Source organism: Exiguobacterium sp. s160, assembly GCF_018617575.1.
Taxonomy (GTDB): Bacteria; Bacillota; Bacilli; order Exiguobacteriales; family Exiguobacteriaceae; genus Exiguobacterium; species Exiguobacterium aestuarii_A.
This window is the reverse complement of sequence record NZ_JACSKK010000003.1, coordinates 60,584-80,414: the sequence shown is the minus strand read 5'-3', so window position 1 is coordinate 80,414 and position 19,831 is coordinate 60,584. Positions and strand designations below refer to the sequence as shown.

Here is a 19,831-nt window from a genome sequence, read left to right as displayed (position 1 = left end):
ATTACCCGATTGCGGGATGAGAAAAACAAAAAGGCGAAGGAATCCCTTCGCCCATACTTCATTCACCTTCCGTGATGAGTGCATAAATCGCTTTCCATGCGTCGTCTTTTCCTTCTGCTGTTTCGGCTGAGAAAGCGACGAAACGGTCAGATGGATCGAACTGAAGCTTACGTTTTACTGCTGCCTCGTGCTTTTGACGCTGGCTCTTCTTGATTTTATCGAGCTTCGTTGCTACGACGATGACAGGAATGTCATAGTGCTTCAAGAAGTTGTACATCGTCACATCGTCACCCGTCGGTTCATGACGGATATCGACGAGTAAGACGACGCCGCGAAGCGCCTCTTGGCTCGTCAAATATTGCTCCATCATGACGCCCCACTTCTCACGTTCCGTCTTCGATACTTTCGCATAACCGTATCCTGGAACGTCAACGAACATGATTTCATCATTGATGTTGAAGAAGTTGAGGGTCTGAGTCTTTCCTGGTTTTGAAGACGTACGTGCGAGCGCCTTCCGTTGGCAAATCTTATTGATGAACGACGACTTCCCGACGTTCGACCGTCCGGCAAGCGCCACTTCCGGCAACTCATGGACCGGATAATGGTCTGGCGCGACGGCACTCGTCACGAATTCTGCTTTGTTGATTTTCATTTAATTTCCTCCAAATGCTACATCTAGTACTTCATCGAGTGTCGTCACGGGAACGAACGTCAGTTTCTCACGCACCGTTTCTTGAATGTCATCGATGTCTCGCTCATTATCTTTCGGAATGACGATGGTCGTCAACCCGGCCCGATGAGCGGCGAGCGCTTTTTCTTTCAATCCACCAATCGGTAAGACGCGTCCACGAAGTGTGATTTCCCCCGTCATCCCGACATCGCGATGGACTTTTTTTCCGGTCAACGCAGAAATGAGTGCTGTCGCAATCGTGATCCCGGCCGAAGGTCCGTCTTTCGGTACGGCACCTTCCGGAACGTGGATATGGATGTCTTGTCGCTCATAAAACGTCGGGTCAATCCCGAACCGCTCCGCATTCGCACGGACATAGCTATATGCCGTCTGTGCCGACTCCTGCATCACGTCACCGAGTTTACCCGTCAACTGAAGTTTGCCTTTCCCTGGTGCGAGCGCCACTTCGATTGTGAGCGTGTCTCCACCGAACGCCGTGTAAGCAAGACCTGTCACTGCACCGATTGAATCCTCGGTCTCCCCTTTTCCGTAACGATACTTCGGTTTTCCGAGATACGTGATGATGGCTTTCTTCGAAATCGTGACCCGTTTCTTCTCACCGATTGCGATTTGTTTCGCTGCTTTACGGCAGAGCGAACCGATGACGCGTTCTAAGTTTCGGACACCCGCTTCACGTGTGTAGCGGCGTACGACTTCATAGAGCGCATCTTCTTTGATCGTCAATTGGCTTTTCTTCAATCCGTGCTCTTTCAACTGTTTCGGCACTAAGTGACGCTTCGCGATTTCGACTTTTTCGAGCTCCGTATACCCACCGATTTGGATGAGTTCCATCCGGTCAAGGAGCGGTGCCGGAATTTGCGAGACGTCGTTCGCTGTCGCGATGAAGAGGACGTTCGATAAATCGAACGGTTCTTCGATGTAGTGGTCCGAGAACGATACGTTTTGCTCTGGGTCGAGTACTTCGAGCATCGCCGACGCTGGGTCTCCTCTGAAGTCAGAAGCCATCTTGTCGATTTCATCGAGTAAGAAGACGGGGTTCTTGCTTTCCGCTTGCTTCAACCCGCGGATGACACGTCCTGGCATCGCGCCGATATACGTCCGGCGGTGACCACGGATTTCTGCCTCATCGCGTACCCCACCAAGTGAGACACGAACGAAGTGACGTTCAAGCGCCGAGGCGATAGAACGGGCGAGCGACGTCTTCCCGACCCCTGGAGGTCCGGCGAGACAAAGGATTGGTCCACGAAGCGAGTTCGTCAACTGACGGACAGCCAAGTATTCAAGGATTCGGTCTTTTACTGACTCTAAACCGTAATGGTCATCGTCAAGGACGTCTGCTGCGTGTTTCACATCGAGCTTGTCTTCCGTCTCGATGCCCCATGGAAGGGATGCGACCCAGTCAAGGTAGTTACGGATGACCGCATACTCCGGCGACGTTTGTGGGACGACGTTCAATCGCTCTGCTTCACGCATGACGTTCTTCCGAGTCGTCTCTGGCAAGTCGAGCGCCTCTAACTTCTCGCGGAGGCGGTTCGGCTCAGACTCTTGCGTCTGGTCACCGAGCTCTTGTTGAATCGTCTTCATCTGTTCCCGTAAGTAATACTCGCGCTGCGACTGCTCAATCGACTTCTTCGTCCGCTCGCGCATCTCTTGCTCGAGTTCGATCACTTCCACCTCGTGTGCGATGATTTCAAGCAGTTCAAGCCCTCGTTTGACCGCATCTGCTTCTTCGAGCATCGCTTGACGAAGTTCGACATCGACATCGAGTTTCGACGTGATATAGTCCGTAAGCGACTCGAGCCGCTCATACATTTCGAAACGACGACGTTCGTCCGGGGACATGCCTTTAATGTTGGCGACAAGTTTTCCGAACTGCTCTTTCAACAGACGGACGAGCGCCGTACGTTCGACTTCTTCCCCTTCAGCGAGTTCAAGTGGTTCGACGTTGGCGAACCAGCCTTCATCCGTCGATTCGACCGAGTCGACGCGGACACGCTCTTTCCCGACGATGCGAACCCGGATCGTCTCGTTCGACAATTCGCTCATCTTGGCGATATGGACACGCGTTCCAACCGTGTACAAGTCTTCCGGTTCTGGTGATTCGTTCCCGGTTTCTTTTTGAGTGACGACAATTAAATCCGTCTCATGCTCCTTTGCAGCAAGGAGCGCCCGAAGTGATAACGGGCGTCCGACATCGATTGTCACACCGATGAGCGGATATACGACGACTCCTCGCAACGGAAGGATTGGTAATTTTTCCATCTACAACGCCTCCTGTGCAAAAAGGCCCAAAACTCGGAGTGTGCCGAGTGTTTGAGCCTTCTTCGTTAACAAATTATGCTGTCTCTTTGTTGTCCCCTGTCTGTTCGACAGTACCATCACGAAGGACGTATTTCGGACCGGCAAGACCCGTAATCGTTTCATCTGTGATGATGACTTTCTCGATATCGTCACGCGATGGGACGGTGAACATCACATCGAGCATCATTTCTTCGATAATCGAGCGGAGACCGCGCGCGCCAGTCTTACGTTTGATCGCAAGTTTGGCGATTTCGATCAATGCCTCGTCTGTGAACGTCAATTCGACATCGTCAAGCTCGAGCATTTTCTCGTACTGACGAACGAGGGCATTTTTCGGCTTCGTCAAGATTTCAACGAGTGCTTCCTCATCGAGTGTCGTGAGCGTCGCCATGACTGGCAAACGACCGATGAACTCAGGAATCAAACCGAATTTTTGAAGGTCTTCAGGAAGTGCGCGGGCGAGCAAGTCTTCTTGCGTCAACTCGCGATTCTCTTGATCGTTTCCGAAACCGATGACTTTCTTCCCGATTCGGCGTTTGACGACCGATTCAATCCCGGCGAATGCTCCGCCGACGATGAAGAGAATGTTTGTCGTATCGATTTGGATGAATTCTTGATGCGGATGCTTACGTCCACCTTGTGGCGGTACGCTCGCTGTCGTGCCTTCAAGAATTTTAAGGAGTGCCTGCTGAACGCCTTCACCAGATACGTCACGCGTAATCGATGGGTTTTCAGACTTACGAGCAATCTTATCGATCTCATCAATATAGATGATTCCTTTTTCAGCCTTCTCGACATCGTAGTCAGCTGATTGGATCAATTTGAGCAAGATATTTTCGACGTCTTCACCGACGTAACCCGCTTCCGTCAAGCTCGTCGCATCCGCGATTGCGAATGGGACGTTCAAGACGCGAGCCATCGTCTGGGCGAGAAGCGTCTTCCCGCTACCAGTTGGTCCGATCATGACGATGTTCGACTTCGCGAGTTCGACATCATCTGAACGGCCGCCGGCGTTGATTCGTTTATAGTGGTTATAGACAGCTACTGAAAGCGCACGTTTTGCGCGGTCTTGTCCAATGACATAATCGTCTAGAATGTTACGAATCTCTTGTGGTTTCGGAATGTCTTTGAATTCGACTTCTTCCTCTACACCGAGCTCTTCCTCAACGATTTCATTGCAAAGTTCGATACACTCATCGCAAATGTATACGCCTGGTCCGGCGACTAACTTACGAACTTGTTCTTGCGATTTTCCGCAAAACGAGCACTTGAGTTGCCCCTTTTCCTCGTTAAATTTGAACATTCGATACACCCCTTCTGTGGTGAAAATGGATGTAAGTGCGATAAATCGCGATTTGTATTTTCTGGTGCGATGCACCGCGAAAAGACATTTTACATCTCTGCGTTGAAATAATTGTAGCATGAACATATTGCGACTTCAAAGAATTACACATCCAAAGTGTTGTGACAGAAAAAAGGACGACCGCTAGGCAGTCGTCCCACTAAAAATCAACTTACTTCGCTTTACCGTTTTCAACGAGGATGTCGATCGCTTTACGGAATTTGAGGTCACCTTTAAGTGTCTCAAGACCGCCTTGTGGAGCGAGCATCGTACGGAGTTGATCCGGTGCGATGTTGTAAAGTTTAGACATTTCTTCAAGCTCTTTCTCAGCATCTTCGTCAGATACTTCGATTGCTTCTTTGTCAGCGATTGCTTTCAAGACGAGACGAGCTTTAACGCGCTCTTCAGCTTGCTCTTTCATCTCTTCGCGCATTGCTTCTTCAGAAGTACCAGTGAGTTCGAAGTACATGTTAAGGTCGATTCCTTGTGAAGATACACGTGAACCGAACTCTTGTACCATGCGGTCTACTTCTTGGTCAACGAGAACTTGTGGTACGTCGATTGTCGCGTTAGCAGTTGCCTGCTCAACGAGTTGGTCGCGCATTGTACCTTCAGCTTCTTGTTTCTTACCAGCTTCTAAACGCTCACGGATGCTCGCTTTCAACTCGTCGAGTGTCGAAACAGACTCGTCGATGTCTTTTGCGAACTCGTCGTCGAGTTCAGGAACTTGTTTTGTTTTCACTTCGTGAAGTTTGACTTTGAATGTCGCTGGTTTACCCGCTAAGTTTTCAGCGTGGTACTCTTCAGGGAATGTTACTTCAACGTCTTTTTCTTCACCAGCAGTCATGCCGATCATCTGCTCTTCGAATCCTGGGATGAATTGACCAGAACCGATTTCGAGTGTGTAGTTCTCAGCTGTGCCGCCTTCGAACTGCTCACCGTCAGCGAAACCTGCGAAATCAAATACAGCTGTATCGCCGTTTTCGATTGCACCTTCTTTAACAGCGAGTTCTGCGCCTTGCTGTTGAAGTGCTTCGAGTTCTGCTGTTACTTCGTCTTCTGTTACTTCAGTTGAAACAGCTTCGTACTCGAGGCCTTTGTATTCGCCAAGCTCAGCTTCTGGCTCAACCACGAATGTCACTTTGAAAGCGACTGGTTTGCCTTTCTCGAGCGTGCCGTCTACATCGATGTTTTCGAGCGCGATTGGTTCGAAACCAGCTTCTTCAACCGCACCTTGGATTGTGTCGCGGTAGAGAATGTCGAGCGCATCTTGATAGAGTGCTTCTTCTCCATACATTTTGTTGAACATTGGGCGTGGCAATTTACCTTTACGGAAGCCAGGCACGTTCAAGTCTTTGACGACTGTTTTAAATGCGGCGTCAACTGCTTTATCAAAAGCTTCTGCAGGAGCTTCGTACGTGAGTACGCCTTGGCTACCTGATGTTTTTTCCCATTTTGCTGTCATGCTAAGTCCCTCCAACAATTCGTTTATACCGTACAAAAATGTACAACAATCCGTATTATAGCATAAATCCTCGGTATGCACACAAGGATTTAGTCTAATAACGCCTGTGTGAAGCGCAGATCCGCCTCTAAAATCGCAGCTGCCAAACCGTCGACTGCCTCGTCATGCAAAATCGCTTGTTTCGCCTGTACGAGCGCCTGTTCCACGTCCGCTTTTTCGGCCGGCACATACGGATAATGCGTGTACATATAGTTCATCAACAACTGAGTTCCGATCTCATCGCCCTCAACTGATTTTTGAAGCGCTAGGACAGTCTTCTCCCACGTCTCGATTTGCGATGTTGCCTCCATTTGCGACATCTCGTTCGTCGAATCCCCATCCGACCACTTGATGACCGCAAGTTCGGCAAAAGCCTTCTCTAACACGATTAATTTGACGAGCTTCGGTCGCTTGGATACGAGTAGCTCATGCAGCACATTGTCGAGCACCGAATCGATATTGAAATGAACATGTTGCAACGCCTCGATTTGTTCCCCTGTACTGCCGCGCGTCAACGTCCGTTTCAATTTGGCGATTGCCGCCGGAAACTCCGTCATCTTCAACACTTGAAGCACTTGATGTGCCTGTGTGTTGACCGTATCTTTTTTGTCTTGCCATTCGAGATACTGGTTGATCCAGTGCGCCGCTTCAAACGGCTGGTCCCGCATGATGTAATACTGCGCAATCTGTAATCCGCCCGAAGCCGGTTCTTCCGCTTCCGCCATCTGGATGGCGACGAGTTCCTGCAACTTCTCGAGCGTTTCCGGGTCGTCCGGTTTTTCCATCGCACATTGGAAGATTTCCATGAAAATAAACGGGTCACCCGGAATCGCCTGATACCAATCCCATAAAATCGGTTCGATCCGCTGTCGTTCCCCAGAGGCATCTGCTTCTTGAATCATCTTATGCAGACGCGACCAATTCCCGGGGAACGGATAGTCCTGGTCCTTTTCCTTCTCCATCTTCCCTCACCCTCTCTTCCATTCCCTTTCATCTTCCGTTAGGACGCGATTCCTTGTCAATCGATTTCCCGGAAAATGAAAAAAGAGACGTTCTCCGTAGAGAGCGTCTCTATTTTAATGGAAGCGTCCCAAGAGGGATTCGAACCCCCGACCGACGGCTTAGCTTACCACCATGACTTTCGTCACCAACATCGTGTTGTTTGTAGTCTGGACTATATCTTCACCGTTTCAGGTGCGACACGTGTAGTCTCTACGGAACCTCACGAGCACGATGCTCCTCCGTTGACTCTACCTCTATCTTCATAGACATTCGAATCAACTCGACCCGATCAAGCGGGAATGAGTTTCCTCGGTATTACCATCAGCATCATCTGTTAAGGCTTCACCGATATAGTGTCGTCCACTTTATAGGTTTCTGTTTCCCTATAAAGGCTCCTATTTGTCTTGAAGGCCGTTGCTCTATCCTGCTGAGCTATTGGGACATTGACATGAAAACTATAATAGAAAAATGGTTTCCTGTCAATCGATTTCCCATTCGAAACTCATAGTTTTCCTGCGATGTCCAAATCTTCGACGTGAGAACCGTCTTCCGAGCGATAAAAACGTACCGCCGCTTCCCCGTTTTCTAGGTCAAGAAGCGCATACGTTTTGTCCGAACGTCCCCGTGGCATACGAATCGAACCGGGGTTGATGTAGACGACCCCATCCTCGATTAAAGCACCCGCCACATGCGAGTGACCGAACAAGACGACGTTCGCGCCGACTTCTTCAGCCCGGTAACGCAGCCGATTCAAGTCGAATTTGACGTCGTGATGATGCCCGTGGACGATGAGGATCGTACCGGCATCTGTCGTCTCGATTCGTTCGAGCGGAAGGTCTCCACCAAAATCACAATTCCCACGGACCGTTCGATACGGCAATAGATGTTCATCGACAAGTGCGAGTTGTGAATCGCCGCAATGGAACGCGTCATCAATCTCCGCCTCGTGTCGTTCAAAAATCGTTGTCAATTCTTCCGTCAGACCATGACTATCACTCACTATTAGAAAACGCATAAGCTTCATCCTTTCATGAATGGAATGATTTCTGCCTCCAGTTTTCGTAATGCCTGTCCACGGTGACTGACGACCGCTTTTTCTTCACGTTCTAGTTCAGCCGCTGTCTTGTGGAGCGATGGGACGATAAAGAGTGGGTCGTATCCGAAACCGTTCTCGCCACGTGGAGAATAGCCGATTGTCCCTTCAATCGTTCCGCGAACGGTCAACGTCTCTCCTGTCGGTTTCGCTAGGCAGAGGGCACAGACGAAGCGGGCCACGCGATTCGTTTCGCCGTTCAACTTTTCAAGAAGAAGCGCATTGTTCGCCTCATCCGACTTTTCAGGACCGGCGAAGCGAGCTGAATATACACCAGGTGCCCCGTCGAGCGCGTCAACTTCAAGACCGGAGTCGTCCGCGAGAACAGCATGCCCGAAATAGGCAGCCGCTTCCGTCGCTTTTAACGCTGCATTTTCTTCAAATGTCGTCCCTGTCTCATCTGTTTCCGGCGCATCCGGATAGTCGAGTAGTGACTCGACCTCGAATCCGAGCGGTGTCAACATCCCTTCTAGTTCTTTCACTTTTCCAGGATTGTGTGTCGCAATGATCAACTTCATAATGTCTCCTCCGAACATTCTCCGACGTACCACCAAGAAGCACCGAGTGCCTCTTCAGCCGTCTTGAATAATGATTCGATTCCGTGTTGCGCGAGCGCAAGCATCTCGTTCATCTCTTGAAGCGTGAACGTCGCCTCTTCACCTGTCCCCTGTACTTCGACGAAACGACCGCTCGCCGTCATGACGACGTTCATGTCAACCTCAGCCGCCGCATCTTCCATATAGTCCAAGTCGAGAACGAGTTCATCGGTCCGTCCGACCGAGATGGCCGCGACGCCTTCTTTGATCGGTGTATCGTCGAGCTTCCCTTGACGAATTAACCGGTCGACGGCGAGGACTAGGGCACAAAAACCACCCGTGATGGATGCCGTACGCGTACCACCATCCGCTTGGATGACGTCACAGTCAATCCAAATCGTTCGTTCGCCAAGACGTTCCAAGTCTACGACCGAGCGGAGTGATCGGGCGATGAGACGCTGAATCTCCATCGTTCGACCCGATTGCTTCCCACGTACCGCTTCTCGGACAGTCCGGTCACCTGTCGCACGTGGCAACATCGCATACTCGGCATTGATCCAGCCTTGCTTCTTCCCGCGAAGGAAGTTCGGAACACGTTCTTCGACAGTCGCTGTACAAATCACTTTCGTATCACCAATCGAAATGAGGACAGACCCTTCCGCATGCTTATTCACATGAGGTACGATTTCGACTGTTCGTAATTCATCAAATCGTCTCGTATCACGCAATGCCGGTCACCTCGACTTTCTCCGCATGGACCGGACGACCGAGCCATTCGCTCGCTAGTCGGTCAAACAGTTCAATATCCCCCGTCGCATAAAAGGCATGGGATGGGACAGTATCTAATCCGTTCTCAAGCTCTTGATAATCAAGCATCGCTGCGACTTCAAGCGCCGTCTCGTCACCCGACGAGATGAGGTGCACGTTCGGTCCGACCACGTCCTGGATGACAGGCGCAAGAATCGGATAGTGCGTACAACCGAGAATGAGTGTATCCATCTCGGAAGATTGTAGCGGACGCAGCGTCTCTTCCACAATTTGATGGACGCGGTCTCCCGACACGTCCCCCGCTTCGACGAGCGGGACAAAAGGCGGGCAAGCGAGTGAGTACACGTCGACCTCACCAGCCACGTGACGAAGCGCCTTCTCATACGAAGCGCTCTCAATCGTCATCTTCGTACCGATGACTCCGATATGTTTGTTTCGCGTCCCTTTGACGGCCGCACGGGCACCTGGGTCGATAACACCGATGACCGGGATATCGAGGCGTTTCCGCGCCTCTTTCAAAACGACCGCCGTCGCCGTGTTACACGCGATGACAATCATTTTGACGTCTTTCTTCAATAGAAACTCAATGAGTTCCCATGTATAAGCTTCAATCTCATCGTGCGGACGCGGTCCGTATGGACAGCGTTCCGTATCCCCGATATAGATAATTTCTTCTTTAGGGAGCTGGCGCATCAATTCTTTGACTACCGTCAACCCGCCGACTCCTGAATCGAGGACTCCAATCGCTCGTTTCATTTTGCATCACTTCCATTCTCACCTATCTTACCAAAAAACATCAGACGGAAAAAGAAACGTTCCCATGACAAAAAAAGACGAGGTCGCCAGTGGCGCCTCGTCCCTTACCCGAATTACTGAGCAAGACCTTCGCTAGTGAGCATGTCAGAAAGCGTGTTGATCGCTTCTTCTGCATCTTCACCTTCAGCAGTGATCTTGATTGTAGAATCTTTTGCGATACCGAGTGAAAGTACACCCATGATCGACTTCAAGTTAACTGTTTTACCATTGTACTCGAGGTTGATGTCTGATTGGAACTTAGAAGCTGTGTTAACCAACTGAGTAGCTGGACGAGCGTGAATTCCTGAATCAGCAACGACTGTGAACGTTTTTTCCATGAGATGATGGTCTCCCTTCAAAATTCAATTCTACAGGCGAACCGGCAGAATATTTTTTGTTTGTGAACTCATTATCAAATGATAGCGGATTCGCAAAAATTCTGCAAGCGGTTTTTATATTCCGGAGTCCATTCCGTTGGACGACCTTCCTTCGTCAAATGAACGAGGCTCGTTCGTCCCGCGAAGAGGAGTTGTTCTCCGTCATATGCCCCGTAATGAATATCACATGAAGTGTTTCCGACCGTCAAGATATTGGCATGCACGGTCAGCTGTTGACGTGGCATGACTTGTCGAACATAGTCACATTGCGCATCGGCGACGACGACAAACCCGTCCTTCAAGGAGAATCCTGTCGCTTCTAACAACTCAATTCGCGCATCTTCGAAATAGATGAACGGGATCGTGTTGTTCATGTGACCGTACGGATCGCACTCCGAAAAGCGGACTTTCACATCGAGCGCGACCCCTGCTTTGACACGTGTTTCCCAACCTGGCTCTCGAAAGTACTTGGTCATCGGCTCGCTTATGCCTCGACCGCAGAACCGGTGCGACCTTTGTCACTACCGAAGAACTGTTTGAACGAGTGAAGCGTCGTTTGACGGTTCATCGAAGCGATAGACGTCGTGAGCGGAATGCCTTTCGGGCAAACTTCGACACAGTTTTGTGCGTTTCCGCACTGCATGATGCCGCCGTCTTCCATAAGGGCTTCAAGGCGGTCTTCCGCGTGGAAGGCACCTGTTGGATGCGAGTTGAAGAGACGGACTTGCGAAATCGCTGCTGGACCGATGAAGTCCGACTTGTCGTTGACGTTCGGACACGCTTCAAGACAAACCCCACATGTCATACATTTCGATAACTCGTATGCCCATTGACGTTTGTTTTCTGGCATACGCGGTCCTGGACCGAGGTCATACGTTCCATCGATTGGAACCCATGCCTTCACTTTTTTCAACGCGTCGAACATACGTTGACGGTCGACTTGAAGGTCACGGATGACCGGGAACGTCTTCATTGGCGCGAGGCGGATCGGTTGCTCGAGTTTATCGACGAGCGCTGTACACGATTGGCGTGGCTTCCCGTTGATGATCATCGAGCAGGCACCACATACTTCCTCGAGACAGTTCATGTCCCAGTTGATCGGTGTCGTCTTGTCGCCGTTCGCGTTGACCGGGTTACGGCGGATTTCCATCAATGCCGAGATCACGTTCATGTTCGGACGGTACGGCACCGTGAATTCTTCAGTATACGTCGCTTGATCCGGTCCATCTTGGCGTTCAATGATGAAGCGGATGTCTTTTTGTTCAGATTGCATTGGCGTCGTCATTTCGTCTTCGCCCCTTTCTTCGAGTAATCCCGTTTACGTGGCGGGATTAACGAAACATCGATGTCTTCATACGAGATATCGACTTCCCCATCTTTGTAACGTGCCATCGTCGTCTTCATGAACTGCTCGTCATTACGTTCCGGGAATTCCGGTTTGTAATGGGCACCACGGCTCTCGTCCCGCTTGAGTGCGCCGAGTGTGATGACGCGTGCGAGGTCGAGCATGTGGTCGAGTTGTCGAATGAACGATGCCCCTTGGTTGCTCCAGCGTGCCGTATCCGTAGCCGAGATGTTATGGAAACGTTCACGCAATTCTTGGATTTTCTTGTCCGTCGCTTCGAGCTTGTCGTTATAACGAACGACTGTGACGTTGTCCGTCATGAGTTCACCGAGTTCACGGTGGATTTGATACGCGTTCTCTGTCCCGTCCATCGCAAGGATGTCGTTGAAGCGTTCGATTTCTTCACGCTCGTTGAAGTTGAAGAGTGCGTCAGAGACGCTTTCTGTCGCTTGGTCGAGACCACGCATATAGTTGACCGCTGCAGGACCTGCTTCCATTCCGCCGTGAACGGCTGAGAGGAGTGAGTTCGCACCGAGACGGTTCGCACCGTGCATCGAGTAGTCACATTCACCGGCTGCGAAGAGTCCAGGGATGTTTGTCATTTGATCGTAGTCGACCCACAGTCCGCCCATCGAATAGTGGACTGCCGGGAAGATCTTCATCGGTACTTTACGCGGGTCGTCCCCTACGAATTTCTCGTAGATTTCGAGGATCCCACCAAGTTTGATGTCGAGTTCTTTCGAGTCTTTGTGCGACAAGTCGAGGTACACCATGTTCTCGCCGTTGACGCCGAGTTTTTGGTTAACACATACATCAAAGATCTCACGTGTCGCGATGTCACGCGGTACGAGGTTTCCGTATGCTGGATATTTCTCTTCGAGGAAGTACCATGGCTTCCCGTCTTTGTATGTCCAGACACGTCCACCTTCCCCACGAGCCGATTCACTCATGAGACGAAGTTTGTCGTCCCCAGGAATCGCAGTCGGGTGAATTTGGATGAACTCCCCGTTCGCGTAGACAGCACCTTGGCGGTAAACCGCTGCCGCTGCTTGTCCTGTGTTGATGACCGAGTTTGTCGACTTACCGAAGATGACCCCTGGGCCACCTGTCGCCAAGATCACCGCGTCCGATGGGAACGCTTTAATTTCCATCGAGCGCAAATCCTGACAGACCGCACCGCGGCAGATCCCTTCTTCATCGATGACGGCACGAAGGAATTCCCATCCCTCATATTTCTCGACAAGACCTTGTGCTTCATAACGACGAACCTGCTCATCGAGTGCATAGAGAAGTTGTTGACCTGTTGTCGCTCCAGCGTATGCCGTACGGTGGTGAAGCGTCCCACCGAAACGACGAAAGTCTAAGAGACCTTCTGGCGTACGGTTGAACATGACACCCATCCGGTCGAACATGTGGATGATTTTTGGTGCATTCTCTGCCATTTTTTGAACAGGTGGTTGGTTGGCGAGGAAGTCGCCCCCGTAGACCGTGTCGTCAAAGTGTTGCCAAGGAGAATCGCCTTCCCCTTTCGTGTTGACGGCCCCGTTGATGCCACCTTGGGCACAAACTGAATGTGAACGCTTGACCGGTACAAGCGAGAATAGTTTTACCGGAACACCCATCTCTGCCGACTTGATAGTCGCCATGAGTCCAGCTAGACCGCCACCGATGACGATCAAACTTTGATTTGCCATGTAAAATTCCCCCTAATTACAAGATGCCTGCAAACGTCAAAATCGAACGGATGCCGACAAAAGATAGTGCCAAGAACACGACACCTGATACGTAGCTCATGAGACGTTGCGAACGAGGTGACTGTGTGATTCCCCACGTGATCGAGAACGACCAAAGACCGTTCGCGAAGTGGAACGTAGCCGAAAGGATTCCGACTATGTAGAAGATCAACATGAGCGGGTTGTCGACGATGTTTTGCATCATCTCCGCATTGACTTCTACCCCGCGTAATTTCGCTAAGCGCGTTTCCCAAACGTGCCATGCGATAAAGATCACGAGGAAGACCCCTGTGAAGCGTTGGAAGAGATACAACCAGTTGCGTGCGTATGAATAACGGTTCGAGTTAATCGATCCAAGAAACGCATAGTACACGCCGTACACTCCGTGGAAGATCATCGGCAATGCGATAATCGTCACTTCAAGGAAGTACAAATACGGTAAGTTCTCCATGAATTTTGCTGCTTTGTTGAATGACTCCACCCCATCGACGATGTAGTAGTTGACCGATAAGTGAACGATCAAAAACAAACCGATTGGAATGACCCCAAGTAGCGAATGGACTTTACGACTGAAGTAGTCACGATGCGCTGCCATTCTAGTTCCCCCTTTTCACGAGCATTGGCTCGTTTTGTCAATAAAAGCGTTTTCAAATGCAGATATAGCTTTCTGACTCCTATTCTACTCTTGTGAAAATTGTATGACAAGATAACCTAGCCGATTTGTGCCACATTCTTTTCAAAAATACAGGATGACCAAATTCCGATTGGTCGTTATAATGATATAGAGAGATTGGAGTGATGGGATAGAATGGAAACGATGAGCCAACCAATTTTCGCGATTGAACTTCTTCGCGACTATGTGTTGACGGACTTGCTTGGTGAAGATTACGCCCAAGTCATCTATTGGTCAGGAAAACGGGTCGCCCGCAAATTCCCGACGATGTCTGACGATGAACTGACTGCATTCTTCGACGAGGCAGGTTGGGGAGCGTTGACGCTCAAAAAGGAACGTGGGAGTAAATTTACATACGAACTGATCCCACCGCCCACGACCCAAGCCAAGGCGACCGGTTACTATCAGCTCGAAGCTGGATTTTTAGCCGAACAGATTGCAGGTCGTTTCCAGTGCGTCGCGGAAGGATATGCCGATCCCGCCCGAAAAACTGTCCAAATCACCGTCCAACTAGACCGGAAAGACGATTACGAATAAGAGTCGATGCGTTTCGCATCGACTCTTATTTTTGATTCTGCTGAAGTTGCTCGTTCATATACCGACGTACTTCACTGAGTTCGTGTTGATTAAACGTCACGTCTTCCCCTTCATAGCCCTGAGTCGCCTTACGAACGACCGCTAAAACATTTCCCGGAAAATGTCCGTTCTCTATCACCCAACCGAGCGCTTCTTGTTTCGAGAGAAGGACACGTTCTTGTTCATAGGCCAGTCCGCGTAACAAGTTCAACACGCAATAAATTGGATTTTCATCCATCGTATCGAGACAGTCGAACGCATCTTCCCGAATCGCATCAGAAAAATGAGCGGAATCGAATCCGCAGAGCAATTGATGAAGTGGCTTTCCGCGCCAAGTGATACCTCGTTGTAAAATCATCATTATATGAGCCGCCAAGTCAGGATCGGTGAATCCTTGTTGCAATTCGGTCCTCTCTTCCTTACTGGCTTCTTCAAAACGAGAACGCCACCCTTCACTATAGTGAAACTCGAAGGGACTCGGGTGACACCAGTCTTTTAGCTGCGCTGTCGTCATGATGCTCAGTTCGAGCGGATATGGTTCGTTGGAGTATAAGAGACAACAGTCGATGAGTTTTTGTCGTTCCTCCCGAGTCAATGCGTTCGATACGACGAGCAACAAATCTACATCACTATGTTTCGGATGAAAGCCACCCATCGCTAATGAACCATGAATGTATATATGCTGAACGGTTGGCAGAAATTCATCAATCGCTCTCACGAATGAAGCGATTGTATTCTCCACGTCTGTCGGAAGCTGTCTCATTCATCCGTATCCTCGTGCACATATTGAAGGACGGTCTCCGCCAGTTTTTCCGGTAGTCCCGCTTCTTTCAATTGTTCAAGCGAGGCCAGACGAATCTGTTTCATCGACCCGAAATGACGGATGAGCTGTTGACGACGCTTCGGACCGACTCCCGGAATCTCGTCTAGAATCGACTTCGTCATCTTCTTCGTGCGCAAGCTGCGGTGGAAAGTGATGGCGAAACGGTGGACCTCGTCTTGCATCCGCTGTAATAGATAAAAGGCACTCGATCGTGGATGAAGTTCCACGACCGCACCATGTTCACCGAACAACAGTTGGCTCGTCCGATGTCGGTCATCCTTTTTGAGTGAGCCGACCGGCAAGTCGAGCCCAAACTCATTTTGGATGACGTCGAGCGCGGCATTCAATTGCCCGATTCCTCCATCAATCAATAGGAGATCCGGTAGACGCTTGTCTTCCGTCAACAGACGGCGGAACCGTCGCCGCACGACTTCGCGCATCGTCTCATAATCATCGGGTCCTTGGACGGTCCGAATCTTATATTTCCGATACTCTTTCTTGAGTGGCTTCCCGTCTTCAAAGACGACGAGCGCCGATACGGCGTCCGCCCCTTGAATGTTCGCGTTATCGATGATGTCGACACGCGACAAGTTCGGGATGCCGATTGCTTCCCCAAGTTCACGCATCGCGAGCAACGTCCGCTCTTCGTCTCGGGCGAGCAATTCGAACTTCTCATTCAAGGCGATCGTTGCGTTCTTCGTCGCTAAATCGAGCAGTTGCTTTTTCGCTCCTCGTTTCGGCTGCATCACTTTCGTGCCGATGGCGTCATTTAATAAATCGAGACGGACCGTTTCCGGTACGAGGATCTCTTTTGGCACGACGTTTTGTTCATAGAACTGGACGATGAAACTTTCGAGTTCTTCGGAAGGCTCTCCATGAATCGGGAAGAGCGAGACATCTCGCTCGATCATCTTACCGCCTCGCATGTAGAACACTTGGACACACATCCAGCCTCGGTCAAGCGTATAACCGAAGACGTCTCGCGCCGTCGGGTCGGCCGTAATCATGTTCTGTTTGTTCATAATCGATTCGACCGCTCGAATCTGGTCGCGTAGTTCAGCCGCCCGCTCGAACTGCATGTCTTCAGCGGCACGTCCCATCTCCACATTCAGCTTGGCGAGCGTCTCGCTTGTCTCACCGTTCAGGAAACGACGAATCTCGTTGACGATCTCTTTTTGCGAATCCGTGTCGACCGCGAGCTCACAAGGTCCCAGACATTGCCCGATGTGATAATAGAGACAAAGTTTCTTCGGCATCGGCTGACATTTACGGAGCGGGTAGAGTTTATCGAGCAGACGTTTCGTCTCGTTCGCTGCGTAAGCGTTCGGATACGGTCCGAAGTAATGTCCACCGTCTTTCTTCAGCTTACGTGTCGTCAACAACCGCGGATATGGTTCGTTCGTGATTTTGATGTACGGATACGTCTTGTCGTCTTTCAGGCGAATGTTGTACTTCGGGTCGTGCTTTTTGATGAGCGTCATTTCAAGGAGCAACGCCTCGAGTTCGCTCGCCGTCACGATGTACTCAAAGTCACGGATCTCTGCGACGAGGCGCATCGTCTTGATGTCGTGTGCACCCGTGAAGTAAGAGCGGACCCGATTCTTAAGATTTTTCGCCTTCCCTACATAGATGACCTCACCATATTCATTTTTATGCAAATAGCAACCCGGTTCGTCCGGGAGTAGCGCCAATTTATGTTTAATGTGGTCGGTATGACTCAATTCCATTCACCTCAGTTTAGCTTCCTCCTGGACGGGAAAAAGAGTGTGATATCTCGTCAGAGGAGGATTTTATATTATGAAACGATACGATGTCATTATTGTCGGTAGCGGATCAGCCGCGAGCCAAGCCGCCACGATTTTACGTGACGCCGGTAAAGAGATTGCTATCATTGAAAACTGGACGTTCGGAGGAACGTGTCCCCAGCGTGGATGTGACCCGAAAAAAATGCTCGCCGAAGGTGCCGAACTTCTCGCCCGCACGGAACGTATGCGCGAGCTCGGCGTCGAAGGAGGCCTATCCCTCGATTGGTCGTCCTTTAAAAAGCGGATTGATGAATATCGCTTCTCGATTCCTACGTCAAAAACGCAACATTGGAACGAGATGAACATTGATTTATATCAAGGGGAGCCTCACTTTATCGATGAAGACTCGATCGTCATCGATGGTCACGAGCTCTCCGCCCCTCAATTTTTAATCGCGACGGGCCAAACACCACGTCCTCTCGACATCCCAGGTGGCGAACTGGCCATCACGAGCGATGATGTGTTCGACCTCGACACGTTACCGAAATCGATTCATATTGTCGGTGCCGGTTATATCGCTTTTGAATTCGCCCATATCTTCCGACGCTTCGGAAGCGACGTGACCCTTCTCATTCGTTCACGTGCGCTGAAGGCATTCGACCCGAACGTCGTCCATCGGCTCCTCGAAGAATCAAAACGAATCGGGATCACTGTCCGACACGACGTCGAACCGACACGAATCGACGGGAACGTCTTAACGTTATCAGATGACTCTACCCTTGAAGGAGTTGTCCTTAACGCCACCGGGCGAATTCCAAGCATCGAGCGACTTCATCTCGAAGCAGCAGGCGTCAATGCCGATCATCATGGTGTTCAGGTGAACGAGCATCTCCAGACGAGCAATCCGAATATATACGCCGCCGGAGACGTCGCTAACAGTCCAAATCCCGCACTCACTCCGTTCGCCGGTCAGGAAGGTCGTCTCGCTGCATTGAACATGCTTCACGGGAATACACGGCCACTCCCGGAGCGCCCGGCACCGACCATCGTCTATGCGACGCCACCGATTGCCAAAGTGGGGCTCACCATGGAGGAAGCGGAAGCCGAGGGCATCGACTTCGACGTGAAAGAAACGGACATGTCCCATTTCCTCACCTATTCACGCATCAATGACACGACCGCCTATTCGAAAGTACTGTTGAGTGCGGAAGGTCATATCATCGGCGCACATCTGATTGGACACCATGCCCCGGAACTCATCAATCTGTTCTCTTTCATTATACAGAACAAACTGTCGCATCAACACGTGAAGCACTTAGAAGTCGCCTATCCGACGGCCGCCTCTGACCTGACCTATCTCATCTAAACAAAAGACGGGACTCGCCACACGGCGAATCCCGTCTTTCTCTTATTCGATTCCTTTATCCTTGTCTTCTTTCAATGCGTCTTGTAACGACTTCTCCCAAAGCGGGACTCCCTTCGCGTGCGCCGCACGTGAGATGAGGTGCCCCCCAACAGGAGCCGTCAAGAGGACAAAGAAGAGACCGAGCAAGAGTCTTGCGTCAAATACCCGTTCATCGACATATACGTGAAGCACGGCCGCAAAGAGGACGAACATGACACCGAGTGTCGCGCTCTTTGAGGCAGCGTGTGTTCTCGAATAAATATCTGGGAGACGGATGAGACCGATCGCGGCGACGACCGTGAAGAAGACACCGATGATCGTGAAGATGCCGGTAATGAGATCAAAGATCATTGTCGCGGTCATGTTGGATAATCTCTCCCCTCTCTAAGAATTTCGAGAACGCCACCGTTCCGATGAAGGCCAAAATACTGAGTAGCAAGATGACTTCAAAATATAGAGTCGTATCGAGCAGGATCGACAATAACGCGACGACCGAGATGAGCGCGATCCCGATTGAGTCGAGCGCGATGACTCGGTCTGCCGTTGTCGGTCCTTTGACGACGCGATACAACATCATCAACATCGCAAGCAAGAGAATGGCGAGCGAGATGTAGATGAGAATGTCTAGTAAATCCATCACTCTGTCGCCTCCTTAATGCTTGATTCAAAGTTATCATAAATGTCTTTTCGCAATGCTTCTTTATCCGGCATGTTGAGCGCGTGGATATAAAGCACGGAATTGTCTTTTGACACCTGAACGACGAGCGTCCCTGGTGTGAGCGTGATCAGCATCGAGAGCAAGCTGACTTGCCATCCTTTGTCGAGGGACGTGTCATACCGGAAGATCCCCGGTTGAATCTTCAGCTTTGGACTGAGGACGAGACGTAACACCTCGAAGTTCGCGAGGAACAGTTCCCGGATGAAGATGAGGAGCAATTTGAACAGACGCCAAACGCGTGTGAAGTAAAAACTGCCGCCACCAGATTTAAAGAATCGGCGCATCATGAACAAGATGAGCAATCCGAGTAAATACCCGACGAAGAATCCGCTCGATGTGAACGATCCCGTGAGGAACATCCAGATGAACGCCAAGAAAAAGTTAATCAATAGTTGATAAGCCAT

The 19,831-nt window shown here is 50.5% G+C and carries 21 protein-coding genes; 2 read left to right on the top strand and 19 right to left on the bottom strand.

Annotation, left to right across the window (positions count from 1 at the left end):
* Nucleotides 1-58: 58 nt before the first annotated feature.
* The 14 genes from yihA to KNO86_RS08700 all read right to left on the bottom strand — a co-directional run bounded on the left by yihA (nt 59) and on the right by KNO86_RS08700 (nt 14,082).
* The gene (yihA, locus tag KNO86_RS08765; RefSeq protein WP_074032795.1) at nt 59-652 is read right to left on the bottom strand and encodes a ribosome biogenesis GTP-binding protein YihA/YsxC; all 594 of its coding nucleotides are present in this window, start codon (nt 650-652) and stop codon (nt 59-61) included.
* Nucleotides 653-2,953: an endopeptidase La gene (gene lon, locus KNO86_RS08760; RefSeq protein ID WP_214695270.1), complete on the bottom strand. Its 2,301-nt coding sequence runs from the start codon at nt 2,951-2,953 to the stop codon at nt 653-655.
* A 73-nt stretch (nt 2,954-3,026) separates the two neighbouring features.
* A complete protein-coding gene (gene clpX / locus KNO86_RS08755; protein ID WP_015881113.1) occupies nt 3,027-4,295 on the bottom strand; it encodes an ATP-dependent protease ATP-binding subunit ClpX in 1,269 nt (422 codons plus the stop codon).
* A 211-nt stretch (nt 4,296-4,506) separates the two neighbouring features.
* Nucleotides 4,507-5,799, bottom strand: coding sequence for a trigger factor (tig, locus tag KNO86_RS08750; RefSeq protein ID WP_214695268.1), 1,293 nt, complete (start codon nt 5,797-5,799; stop codon nt 4,507-4,509).
* A gap of 89 nt (nt 5,800-5,888) precedes the next feature.
* The gene (locus KNO86_RS08745) at nt 5,889-6,800 is read right to left on the bottom strand and encodes a hypothetical protein (RefSeq protein WP_214695266.1); all 912 of its coding nucleotides are present in this window, start codon (nt 6,798-6,800) and stop codon (nt 5,889-5,891) included.
* A gap of 542 nt (nt 6,801-7,342) precedes the next feature.
* Entirely contained in the window at nt 7,343-7,855 is a 513-nt protein-coding gene (locus tag KNO86_RS08740; RefSeq protein WP_074032782.1) for a metallophosphoesterase family protein, read from the bottom strand.
* A 5-nt stretch (nt 7,856-7,860) separates the two neighbouring features.
* Entirely contained in the window at nt 7,861-8,451 is a 591-nt protein-coding gene (locus KNO86_RS08735) for an XTP/dITP diphosphatase (protein ID WP_214695264.1), read from the bottom strand.
* Complete coding sequence (rph, locus tag KNO86_RS08730) at nt 8,448-9,197, bottom strand: ribonuclease PH (protein ID WP_214695256.1); 750 nt, start codon at nt 9,195-9,197, stop codon at nt 8,448-8,450. The genes KNO86_RS08735 and rph overlap by 4 nt, the downstream gene beginning before the upstream one ends.
* Complete coding sequence (gene racE / locus KNO86_RS08725) at nt 9,190-9,993, bottom strand: glutamate racemase (protein WP_214695254.1); 804 nt, start codon at nt 9,991-9,993, stop codon at nt 9,190-9,192. Before racE ends, rph begins: the two co-directional genes overlap by 8 nt.
* A gap of 113 nt (nt 9,994-10,106) precedes the next feature.
* Nucleotides 10,107-10,370, bottom strand: a complete 264-nt coding sequence (locus tag KNO86_RS08720; RefSeq protein ID WP_015881106.1) for a phosphocarrier protein HPr — start codon at nt 10,368-10,370, stop codon at nt 10,107-10,109.
* A 74-nt stretch (nt 10,371-10,444) separates the two neighbouring features.
* Nucleotides 10,445-10,885, bottom strand: coding sequence for an acyl-CoA thioesterase (locus KNO86_RS08715; RefSeq protein ID WP_074032771.1), 441 nt, complete (start codon nt 10,883-10,885; stop codon nt 10,445-10,447).
* 8 nt (nt 10,886-10,893) lie between these two features.
* A complete protein-coding gene (sdhB, locus tag KNO86_RS08710) occupies nt 10,894-11,682 on the bottom strand; it encodes a succinate dehydrogenase iron-sulfur subunit (protein WP_193343274.1) in 789 nt (262 codons plus the stop codon).
* 8 nt (nt 11,683-11,690) lie between these two features.
* The gene (gene sdhA / locus KNO86_RS08705) at nt 11,691-13,448 is read right to left on the bottom strand and encodes a succinate dehydrogenase flavoprotein subunit (protein WP_074032768.1); all 1,758 of its coding nucleotides are present in this window, start codon (nt 13,446-13,448) and stop codon (nt 11,691-11,693) included.
* 16 nt (nt 13,449-13,464) lie between these two features.
* Nucleotides 13,465-14,082, bottom strand: a complete 618-nt coding sequence (locus KNO86_RS08700; RefSeq protein ID WP_015881102.1) for a succinate dehydrogenase cytochrome b558 subunit — start codon at nt 14,080-14,082, stop codon at nt 13,465-13,467.
* A gap of 222 nt (nt 14,083-14,304) precedes the next feature.
* Between KNO86_RS08700 and KNO86_RS08695 the strand changes: the two genes are divergently transcribed.
* Nucleotides 14,305-14,697 carry a YslB family protein gene (locus tag KNO86_RS08695; protein ID WP_243834707.1) on the top strand — a complete coding sequence of 131 codons (393 nt, stop codon included), beginning with the start codon at nt 14,305-14,307 and terminating at the stop codon, nt 14,695-14,697.
* Nucleotides 14,698-14,722: 25 nt separating this feature from the next.
* On the opposite strand, the gene KNO86_RS08690 is transcribed toward KNO86_RS08695, so the two are convergent.
* Complete coding sequence (locus KNO86_RS08690; protein WP_214695249.1) at nt 14,723-15,499, bottom strand: aminoglycoside adenylyltransferase domain-containing protein; 777 nt, start codon at nt 15,497-15,499, stop codon at nt 14,723-14,725.
* Nucleotides 15,496-17,286: an excinuclease ABC subunit UvrC gene (gene uvrC / locus KNO86_RS08685; RefSeq protein ID WP_214695247.1), complete on the bottom strand. Its 1,791-nt coding sequence runs from the start codon at nt 17,284-17,286 to the stop codon at nt 15,496-15,498. The genes KNO86_RS08690 and uvrC overlap by 4 nt, the downstream gene beginning before the upstream one ends.
* 70 nt (nt 17,287-17,356) lie before the next feature.
* On the opposite strand from uvrC, the gene KNO86_RS08680 reads away from it, so the two are divergent.
* Nucleotides 17,357-18,670, top strand: coding sequence for a dihydrolipoyl dehydrogenase family protein (locus tag KNO86_RS08680; protein ID WP_214695246.1), 1,314 nt, complete (start codon nt 17,357-17,359; stop codon nt 18,668-18,670).
* A 42-nt stretch (nt 18,671-18,712) separates the two neighbouring features.
* On the opposite strand, the gene mnhG is transcribed toward KNO86_RS08680, so the two are convergent.
* The 3 genes from mnhG to KNO86_RS08665 are packed head-to-tail and all read right to left on the bottom strand — an operon-like array spanning nt 18,713 to nt 19,831.
* Nucleotides 18,713-19,072, bottom strand: a complete 360-nt coding sequence (gene mnhG / locus KNO86_RS08675) for a monovalent cation/H(+) antiporter subunit G (protein WP_015881097.1) — start codon at nt 19,070-19,072, stop codon at nt 18,713-18,715.
* Nucleotides 19,050-19,346: a Na(+)/H(+) antiporter subunit F1 gene (locus KNO86_RS08670; RefSeq protein WP_026826530.1), complete on the bottom strand. Its 297-nt coding sequence runs from the start codon at nt 19,344-19,346 to the stop codon at nt 19,050-19,052. The genes mnhG and KNO86_RS08670 overlap by 23 nt, the downstream gene beginning before the upstream one ends.
* Nucleotides 19,346-19,831 (bottom strand): Na+/H+ antiporter subunit E, encoded by a 486-nt coding sequence (locus tag KNO86_RS08665; RefSeq protein ID WP_214695244.1) that lies wholly within the window; start codon nt 19,829-19,831, stop codon nt 19,346-19,348. Before KNO86_RS08665 ends, KNO86_RS08670 begins: the two co-directional genes overlap by 1 nt.